5 protein-coding genes are annotated in these 6,426 nt (G+C 71.9%); 1 reads left to right on the top strand and 4 read right to left on the bottom strand.

The features are described 5' to 3' along the window. Positions 1–134: 134 nt before the first annotated feature. The 4 genes from H5J30_RS13775 to H5J30_RS13760 form a co-directional block, all read right to left on the bottom strand. Complete coding sequence (locus tag H5J30_RS13775; protein WP_018835100.1) at positions 135–344, bottom strand: DNA-directed RNA polymerase sigma-70 factor; 210 nt, start codon at positions 342–344, stop codon at positions 135–137. 67 nt (positions 345–411) lie between these two features. Further along, positions 412–3,537 carry a ThuA domain-containing protein gene (locus tag H5J30_RS13770; RefSeq protein ID WP_374100980.1) on the bottom strand — a complete coding sequence of 1,042 codons (3,126 nt, stop codon included), beginning with the start codon at positions 3,535–3,537 and terminating at the stop codon, positions 412–414. A 124-nt stretch (positions 3,538–3,661) separates the two neighbouring features. Further along, positions 3,662–4,321 carry a ThuA domain-containing protein gene (locus H5J30_RS13765; protein ID WP_181787724.1) on the bottom strand — a complete coding sequence of 220 codons (660 nt, stop codon included), beginning with the start codon at positions 4,319–4,321 and terminating at the stop codon, positions 3,662–3,664. Positions 4,322–4,482: 161 nt separating this feature from the next. Then, positions 4,483–5,499 carry a LacI family DNA-binding transcriptional regulator gene (locus H5J30_RS13760; protein WP_181787723.1) on the bottom strand — a complete coding sequence of 339 codons (1,017 nt, stop codon included), beginning with the start codon at positions 5,497–5,499 and terminating at the stop codon, positions 4,483–4,485. Between the two features lie 239 nt (positions 5,500–5,738). On the opposite strand from H5J30_RS13760, the gene H5J30_RS13755 reads away from it, so the two are divergent. Beyond that, positions 5,739–6,426: ThuA domain-containing protein (locus tag H5J30_RS13755; RefSeq protein WP_181787722.1), on the top strand; the 688-nt coding region annotated here is incomplete at its 3' end.

Raw genomic sequence — 6,426 nt, 5'->3', positions numbered from 1 at the left:
CCCGGGGGTGCCGGATCCGTCGAGGAGCTGCCGCAGTAGGTGCTCGGAGGCGACGTGGGACTCGCCGTCCCGTTCCGCACGGGCCGCCGCGCCGCGGACGACCTCCCTGGCGGATTCGGTGAACCGTTCGAACATCAGCGCCTCCCGTGCTTCTTGTGTACCGCCTGCCGGCTGACCCCCAGCTCGGCCGCGACCTCCTGCCACGACCAGCCCTGGTTGCGCGCACTGCGCACCTGCACGGCCTCCAACTGCTCCAGCAGCCGCCGCAGCGCGGCGACGGCCCGGAGCCCTTCCCGGGGGTCGGCGCCCCCGGCCCGCTCGGCAAGCTCGGTCGCATCACTCATGACGTCAACCTACGTTGACACCCGGCGGATGTCAACGCAGGTTGACATGTGGCGGCGTAGCCGGGAGCTACGCGGGCCCCGCGCCTGCGCCGCAGTCGGCCGCGGCCGCGCCGGTGGCGTACCGGATGCCGCCGAGCAGGTGCGAGCGGAAGGCCGCTTCGGCGTACGACTCCTTGGTGTGGCCGCCGCCGGTGTAGAAGGACCGGCCGCCCTCGTAGCTCTGGCACCAGGCGATGGGGTGGTCCTCGCCCATGGTGCCGCCGGAGTAGCTGGACTCGTCGAGGGTGGCGAGGACGCGGGCCTGCTCACGCGGGTTGGTGCGGTAGTTGTACCACTCGTCGGTGCGCACCCACTCCTCGTCCAGGTGCTCGGTGGCGGGGTGGTTCCTGTCCTCGACCTTGACGGTGGCCTCCTGGATCGCCGGGTGGCCGTCGAAGTAGGCGCCCACCAGGCCGCCGTAGAACTCCCAGTCGTACTCGCTGTCGGCCGCGGAGTGGACGCCGACGTAACCGCCGCCGCCGGCGACGTACTCCTCGAACGCCTGCTGCTGGCCGGCGTCGAGGACGTCGCCGGTGGTGGAGAGGAAGACGACGGCCTCGTACTGCTCCAGGTTCCCGGCGGTGAAGGCGCCGCCGTCCTCGGTGGCGTCGACGGAGAAGCCGTTCTCGGCGCCGAGTTCCTCGATGGCGGCGATGCCCTCGGGTATCGAGTCGTGCCGGAAGCCGGCGGTCTTGGAGAAGACGAGGACGTTCTCGTCCTGCTCGACCGGGGTGCCGGTCGTGAACGTGAAGTCGTCCACGTCGAAGAGGTACGAGCCGTCGCCGCCGGTGAAGACCAGGTACAGCGCCGTCGTGCCCGCCGGGGCGCCCGACAGGTCCGCCGACACGTCCTGGAAGGTCTCCCAGCCGCCGGTCACCGGCACCTCGGCCGAGCCGAGCAGCGCGCCGTCCGGGGCACCGGCACGGACCTCCAGGGTGCCGCCGATGCCGGCGGAGGAGACCCGGGCCGTGAACGCGGTGGCATCCTCCAGCACGTACGGCTCGAAGGCGATCCAGTCGCCGTTGTGGATGTCGCCGACGGTCCTGCCCCCGTGGGCCGGGTCCTTGCTGAACTGCTTGACCCCCTCGGCGTCGGTGTAGTGCTCGGCCTGCCGGTTCTTCGGCTGGGCCAGGGAGGTGTCCGTCCCGGTCAGGGCGCCCTGACCGCCGCCTCCGCCGTCGGTGTACGTGGCGGTGAAGTGGCCGTAGAGGTTGGCGTTGGGGTCGTGCTCACCGTCGGCGGGCGAGTTGATGGTGCCCGTGCAGCCGTTGGCCGAGGTGATGGGGTGGGCGTGTTCGTCGTGCCCGAGGCCGTAGGTGACGGTCACCTTCGCGCAGTCGACCTCGCCGTCCTCCGGGTCGGTGGCGGTCACCTCGAAGGGGACGTCGTCGCCGAAGGAGAACAGCTGGCCGTCCGCGGGCAGGTCGAGCGTCACGGTGGGGGCGGTGTTGCCCACGGTGACCGTCACGTTGGCGCTGCCGCTGAGCCCTTCGGGGTCGGTGACGGTCAGGGCGGCGTCGTAGGTGCCGTTCTCGGCGTACGTGTGCGCGGGGCCGGCCTCGTCGGAGGTGGCGCCGTCACCGAAGTCCCAGGCGTACGTCAGGTCGGTGCTGTCCGGGTCGGTGGTGCCCTCGGAGGAGAACTGCACGGCCAGGGGCGCCTGCCCGGAGGTGACGTCGGCCGACGCCTCGGCGATCGGGGACCGGCCGCCGGTGATGTTCTCGATGCGGTACAGGCCGCGGGTGTCGGGCGAGGTGCCGTAGTCCAGGACGTACAGCGCGCCGTCCGAGCCGAAGTCCATGTCCATCACCTGGGTGCCGGTCCAGGGGAAGTCGTTGATCGCGGAGACGGTGCCGTCGTCGCCGTGCTCGATCCGCTTGATCCACTTGCGGCCGTACTCGCCGGCGAAGAAGTCGCCGTCGTACTCGGCGGGGAACTTCACGGCCGAGTCGGGGTCCGTCTCCGCCTCGCGGTAGACGGGGCCGCCCATGGGGGACTCGGAGCCGGTGCCGAACTCGGGTACGGAGCCGCCGTCGTAGGGGATCCACGCGGGCTGCGCCGGCGGCAGTTCGGTCAGGCCGGTGTTGTGCGGCGAGTTGTTGACGGGGGCCGCGCAGTCGTAGGTGCCGCCGGCGGTCCCGGTGGCGAAGTCGTACTCCTTGTAGGCGTCGTTGTCGCCGGTGCAGTACGGCCAGCCGTAGTTGCCCGGCTCGGTGATCCGGGCGAACTCGACCTGCCCCGCGGGGCCGCGGTCGGGGTCCGGCGCGCCGGCGTCCGGGCCGTAGTCGCCGATGTAGACGGTGCCGGTGGGCTTGTCGACGGAGAACCGGAAGGGGTTGCGGAAGCCCATCGCGTAGATCTCGGGACGCGTCTTCTCGGTGCCCGGCTCGAAGAGGTTGCCCTCGGGTATGCCGTACGAGCCGTCGGCGCCGACCTTGATCCGCAGGATCTTGCCGCGCAGGTCGTTGGTGTTCGCCGAGCCGCGCTGGGCGTCGAAGGCCGGGTTGCGGTCGGCGCGTTCGTCGATCGGCGAGTAGCCCGAGGACTGGAACGGGTTGGTGTCGTCGCCGGTGGAGAGGTAGAGGTTGCCGTCGGCGTCGAAGTCGATGTCGCCGCCGACGTGGCAGCACACGCCGCGGGAGGCGGGCACGTCGAGGACCTTCTTCTCGCTGCCCGTGTCGAGGGTGCCGTCGTCCTTCAGTACGAACCGGGAGAGCCGGTTGACGCCGTCGAACGGCGCGAAGTCGGCGGCGGTGCCCGTCTCCGGCGCGTCGCCCGCGGGGGTGTCGAGCGGCGGCGCGTAGTAGAGGTAGACGAAGCGGTTGTCCTCGAACCCGGGGTCGACGCCGACGCCCTGCAGGCCCTCCTCGTCGTGGCTGTAGACGTCGAGGGTGCCGGCCACGCTGGTGTCGCCGGCGGCGGTGGTCAGCCGCACCGTGCCGTCGCGCGAGGTGTGCAGGACCGAGTTGTCCGGGAGCATCGCCATGGTCATCGGCTCGCCCGTCTCGGCGTCGCCCTTGGCCAGCGGCACCTGCTGGAACTCGGCGGCGGGCGCCTCCGGTTCGTGCGCGGCGGCCCCGGGGGCGGCGGTGCTCAGCAGGACGGCCGGGCCGGCGAGGAGGCCGGCGGCCAGCAGGCTGAGGCATCTGTGCAGTCGTCTCTTGTGCACGTGATCTCTCCTACGAGAGTTGGGGGGTGTACGTGTCGGGGTCGGGTCCGGTCGGGAGGTGTCGGCTCGGAGGGGTGTCGGCCCGGCAGGGCGCCGGCCCGCGGGGCCGTCAGCGGCTCGCCCACAGGAGTCCCTGCCGGGTGAGGGTGCGCACGTGGGGGTTGCCGAAGTCGGCGGGGACGCGGCCGACGGTGGAGACGAAGACGCGCCCCTTGCCCCACGTCCTGGTCCACACCGCGGGAACGGCCACGGCCCGCTGCCGCGTGTCGTCGGGGTCGAACGTGACCGTGGCCAGCACGTCGTTCAGGGGGTCGGTCAGCGTCCAGCACGGGTCGGTGTCCACCGCGAAGTCGCCGAGTCCGGCGACGACCGGATGGTCGGCGTGCTCGGCGCGCAGGTGGGCGCGCAGCGGTACGGGGCCGGCGGGGTTCCCGGCGAACGTACCGCCCGTCATCAACTGGTAGTCGGGGTCCTCCGGGAAGGCGTCGACGACTCCCCTGTGCCAGCCGGCGAAGCCGGTGCCTGCCCGGACCGCCGCGAGCAGCCCGGCGCTCTCGCCGCGGGTGATGTCGCCCCGGGCCCAGCACTGGAGGACGAGGTCCGTGCCGAGCAGCAGGTCCTCGTCCTCGTAGACCTCCAGGGAGTCCTCGACCAGGACCTCGAAGCCGTTCTCACGGAGGAACGGGAGGAACAGGTTCGTCGTCTGCACCGGACGGTTGCCGTCGCAGCCGCCGCGCACCACCAGAGCCCGCCGCCGGCCGGAGGCCATGGGGCGTCACCCCTTCCCCAGTCCTAAAAAAGTTTCGCAACTCTTGTCGTACGCACGGACGATAGGAAGAGGGCGTGCCGACCGTCAAGGCTTCGTACGCGGCCGCACGGGGACTTTTTCGAAAGCGGGTACGGGACCCGCGGCGGAGGCGTGCGCTCCGGTCAGTCGCGGACGGCGGTGCTGCCGCGTACGACCAGGGTCGTCGCCAGCTCGACGCGCGGGCTCTCCGGCTCGTCGCCGTTCATCAGCCGCAGCAGCGTGCGCAGCGCGCTGCCGCCCATGTCCTTGAGCGGCTGGCGCACCGTCGTCAGCGCCGGGGAGACCCAGCGCGCCTCGGGGAGGTCGTCGAAGCCGACGATGCTGACGTCCTCGGGCACGCGCAGCCCCGCCCCGGCCAGCGCCTCGTACCCGCCGATGGCCATGTGGTCGGAGCAGATGAACAGCGCCGTCGGCGGATCCGGCGCCGCGAAGAGCGCCCGCACCTGCTCCACGCCGCTCGCGCGGTCGTACGACCCGTGCCTGACCAGCTCGGGCGGCACCTCGGCGCCGGCCGCGGCCATCGCGGAGTGGTAGCCGGCGGTGCGGGCGCGGGCGTAGAGGTGGTGCGGCGGGCCGGTCACCAGCGCGATGCGCCGGTGGCCGCGGTCGAGCAGGTGGGTGGTGGCCTCGTAGGCGCCGGCCCAGTTGGTGGTGCCCACGGAGACCACGTCGGGCGGCGGGTCGCTGAGCGGGTCGATGACGACGATGGGGACCTGAGCCTCCCGCAGGCGGGCGAGCTGGTCGGCGGCGGGCTCGATGAGGCCGAGCACCACGCCCGCGCTGTCGCGCTCCAGCACGCGGTCCACCCAGTCCTGCGACGAGTGGTTGTTCGCGGAGGCGCCCTGCCGGGCCACGGAGATCACGACGTGCACGCCGGCCTCGTACGCGGCCGCCTCCAGACCGCTGGCGACGCTCGCCGGCCAGGACCCGTCGAGGCCGTTCATCACGAGATCGACGGAGCGGACGCCGGGGTCGTGCAGCGACGCGCCGCGCCGCCGGTACCGGTGCTCGCGCAGGGCGGAGTCGACCTTGGCGCGGGTGTCCCGCGAGACGTCGTCGCGGCCGTTGAGGACCTTGGAGACGGTGGAGATCGACACGCCGGCCGTCTCGGCGATCTGCGCGAGTGTGGGTCGCGGCATCCCGGTACGTGTCACGATCCGCTCTCTGCCCTACCGACAATTCTTTCGGAACATTGTAGTGCGCGGCGCGGCGCTTTCCCATGGCCCGCCCCGTCGCCCGCACGCTACTCGATTCCCCTGGCTCCGGCCACGGCACGCCGCCTGCCGCGGATCTTGACGGTTCCCCGCGAGCGCCCTAGCTTCCGTTACTCCGCTTCGAAAGTTTTCTGCGTGTTTTTTCCGGCACAAGGGGAGATGCCATGTCGTCGCCGAAGCCACCGGCCGCCCTGCGCGTGACGGTCTGGGGCGAAGGACTCCACGAGCAGCGCGATCCCGAGGTCGCCGGGCGGTATCCGGACGGCATGCACGGTGCCATCGCCCAGGGCATCGCGGAGCACCTGGGCGAGGGGGCCCGGCTGCGTACGGCGACGCTGGCGGAGCCCGAGCACGGGCTGACCGAGGAGGTGCTCGCGGAGACGGACGTGCTGACCTGGTGGGGACACCTGGCCCACCGCGAGGTGTCCGACGAGGTCGTCAATCGGGTGCACCGGCGGGTGCTCGCCGGGATGGGCCTGATCGTGCTGCACTCCGCGCACTGGTCGAAGATCTTCACCCGGCTCATGGGCACCACCTGCACCCTGCGCTGGCGCGCCGCGGACGACCGCGAGCTGGTCTGGACGGTCGACCCCGCGCACCCCATCGCCGCCGGGGTGCCGCACCCGATCGTCATCGAACAGCAGGAGATGTACGGGGAGTTCTTCGACATCCCCGCCCCCGACGAGCTGGTCTTCCTCAGTTCGTTCAGCGGCGGCGAGGTCTTCCGCAGCGGCTGCACGTTCCGCCGCGGGCACGGCAGGATCTTCTACTTCAGCCCCGGCGACCAGGACTACCCCGTCTACCACCACCCGGACGTGCGCCGGGTCATCGCCAACGCCGTCCGCTGGGCCG

The organism is Streptomyces phytophilus, from assembly GCF_013870535.1.
In the GTDB taxonomy this organism is placed as follows: domain Bacteria; phylum Actinomycetota; class Actinomycetes; order Streptomycetales; family Streptomycetaceae; genus Streptomyces; species Streptomyces phytophilus.
This window is presented reverse-complemented; position numbering and strand designations above follow the sequence as displayed.

Coding starts and splice junctions, on each gene's coding strand:
- H5J30_RS13775 (WP_018835100.1), bottom strand. CDS start 344: ATGAGTGATGCGACCGAGCTTGCCGAGCGGGCCGGGGGCGCCGACCCC.
- H5J30_RS13765 (WP_181787724.1), bottom strand. CDS start 4,321: ATGGCCTCCGGCCGGCGGCGGGCTCTGGTGGTGCGCGGCGGCTGCGAC.
- H5J30_RS13760 (WP_181787723.1), bottom strand. CDS start 5,499: ATGCCGCGACCCACACTCGCGCAGATCGCCGAGACGGCCGGCGTGTCG.